At 51.1% G+C, this 2,358-nt stretch carries 3 protein-coding genes; 2 read left to right on the top strand and 1 reads right to left on the bottom strand.

From position 1 onward, the window contains the following. A partial coding sequence (locus tag MWU63_RS20290; protein ID WP_247079820.1) for a hypothetical protein occupies positions 1–216 on the top strand: 216 nt, incomplete at its 5' end. 115 nt (positions 217–331) lie between these two features. Here the strand turns inward: MWU63_RS20290 and MWU63_RS20285 are convergent. Beyond that, positions 332–1,165 (bottom strand): alpha/beta hydrolase, encoded by an 834-nt coding sequence (locus tag MWU63_RS20285; protein WP_213890275.1) that lies wholly within the window; start codon positions 1,163–1,165, stop codon positions 332–334. A 94-nt stretch (positions 1,166–1,259) separates the two neighbouring features. Between MWU63_RS20285 and MWU63_RS20280 the strand changes: the two genes are divergently transcribed. Then, a complete protein-coding gene (locus MWU63_RS20280; protein WP_213890274.1) occupies positions 1,260–2,159 on the top strand; it encodes a LysR family transcriptional regulator in 900 nt (299 codons plus the stop codon). Positions 2,160–2,358 lie beyond the last annotated feature (199 nt).

Below are 2,358 nucleotides of genomic sequence, written 5' to 3'. Positions count from 1 at the left end.
AACTCAACGAGCGACCTCGAAAGACCTTGCAATACCAAACGCCAGCAGAGAAATTTGAAGCATGTGTTGCGGCGATCAGTTGAAACCACACCGCATAGCGGACACTTGCGACAATCAGCTTGTACGACTGCTATGCGGACAGAGCACCATTTCGCTGCACTCGTACCAATGTCGGCTGTCGGTTTGGCAGCCCGCGAGGTCTGCGCACTGACATGACCCTCGATTTAAGACCGTAGCTTTGAAGTAGTTTGGCCTTTCGGCAGTCACTGCAATATGTCAAAGCCCTTCATCAAGAGATGAAGGGCGAGTTGCCAAATGTGGTAATGAGTTCTTACTCTTGGAAAACTGTGCTGAGCCATTCGTCCAAGTATCTTGAGAACAAGCCTGGAGCATCGAGCATTACAAAGTGGCCAGAATCCGGCAACGTTCTTAGTATGGTATCTGGCAACATCTGGGCAAACCGCTCGCCCTCCGACCTGTCGACCCAGCGATCTTCTTCTCCCCAAAACACCGTAGTTGGAACAGTGACGCTTGAATATAGCTGTTCAAGTTGTTCGGTGTATTTGTAATCATACTGTCCAACCTGCCGATAGTAGGCCCGCTGACCTTCATTTCCTAGCCAAGGTGCAATCAGTCTATCCAAGACTTCGCTATTCAGATTGTGCGACACCGCGGTGTTTAAATGCGCTGCCAGAACGGCACGGTGAATGTACTCCGGTACGTTGGCAAACGTCTCTTCGTTCTCTTTCACATGTCGCGAGAAGGGCGTACCCCAAGGTGACAGAACAACACCATCACTAACACAAATCGCTTTCACATCCGCCTTCTCAATCAAGTGAGCGCCCATCACAGTCGCCCCACCAAAGTCGTGCCCAACGAGGACGGGGTGCGAGAGGTTTTTGGCGGCGAGCCATTCGGCCAGCACGCGCGCGAAGGACCTCAGCCGAACTTCCTGACCCTCAAACTTGGCGGAAGCTCCATATCCGGGCAGATCAAGCAAATGAAATCGATAGCGATGTTGCAAACGCTTAATGACTCCATGCCAGATTACCGAACTCACAGGGGTGCCATGGACTAAAACCACATCAGGACCCGTTCCGAATACATCGTGTGCTATACTTCCGCTGGTCGATTCAAATTGCTGCGTTAAATCAAATTTTGTCATGTTACCTTTCCTTAGCATCTATTTCGGGATACAAATCTCGCTTTTTTGGCGATATGTCGAACGAAGTTTCGTCATGCGGGAATGAAGGATCGTCATGTTTCCACCCATCCAAAACCTTCGCGCGTTTGTCGCCGTTGCCAACACAGGCCAATTTCGTATTGCTGCTGAACAAATCGGGGTGAGCGAGTCTGCTGTGAGCCATCAGATCGCACGTCTGGAGGCGCAAATGGGTGTGCAGCTACTTGAGCGGGGGCGGAATGGCGCGATGCTTACGGAGGTCGGGCGTGTATTCTATTTGCCAGTTTCCGCAGGCCTGCGTGAAATTGAACGCGGGTTGCAATTGGTCAATCAAGACAAAAGCAACATCGTAACGATTTCCGCGCCACAAACTTTGTCTTCTCTTTGGCTGGCACCCAATCTTGCCTCTTTTTATGAAGGGAATCCGTCTGTCGAACTCCGGGTATTCGCCACCGACCGGATCTGCGACCTCAAAAATGAGGGGATCGATTTTGCGTTGCGTCGAAGCACAGGTGATTGGCGCGGGTGCAATCAAGAGCCCTTCTGCGATGAGGAGATTTTTCCAGTCGCCACAAAAGCACTAAGTGTTCAAGTTAGAGAACTTGGTTGGCAACGGGCGTTTCAGGTCATCCCAATAATTCTGAATGAAGCGCATGTGGATGAGTGGGAAAGATGGAGCGCAGAGGTAAGAATACCACTGGCCGACAACATGAAGTTCCGCCGTTTGAGTTCTTATGATCAAGTACAGGCCGCAGTAATCAACGGGCTGGGTATCGGGATGGGACGAACACCGCTTTGCCTAGAGGCTTTGGGGGACGGACGCCTCCATCGGATAGGATCCCAAAGCTGCGCAACACACGCGTATCAACTCGTCTGGCCCTCAGATCGCCGAACACATTCCCGACAACGAGCATTTTTGAATTGGTTGCGAAAAATGAAGCCAGATCGACTTGCCAAAGGCATACATACTGATTGAGTGTATGCTCTCCAAATTATCATAGCCGCCGTTCGTTTGAAATGCAGCATTCGGTAAAATGGGCTCAAAGCAGGCGTTCGCTGCCGCCTGCACCAATGACTGTTGTGCGGGTGTGGTTTCAACTGATCGCCGCAACACATGCTTCAAATTTCTCTGCTGGCGTTTGGTATTGCAAGGTCTTTCGAGGTCGCTCGTTGAG

The organism is Pseudohalocynthiibacter sp. F2068 (assembly GCF_023015645.1).
In the GTDB taxonomy this organism is placed as follows: Bacteria; Pseudomonadota; Alphaproteobacteria; order Rhodobacterales; family Rhodobacteraceae; genus Pseudohalocynthiibacter; species Pseudohalocynthiibacter aestuariivivens.
This window is presented reverse-complemented; position numbering and strand designations above follow the sequence as displayed.

Coding starts and splice junctions, on each gene's coding strand:
- MWU63_RS20280 (WP_213890274.1), top strand. CDS start 1,260: ATGTTTCCACCCATCCAAAACCTTCGCGCGTTTGTCGCCGTTGCCAAC.
- MWU63_RS20285 (WP_213890275.1), bottom strand. CDS start 1,165: ATGACAAAATTTGATTTAACGCAGCAATTTGAATCGACCAGCGGAAGT.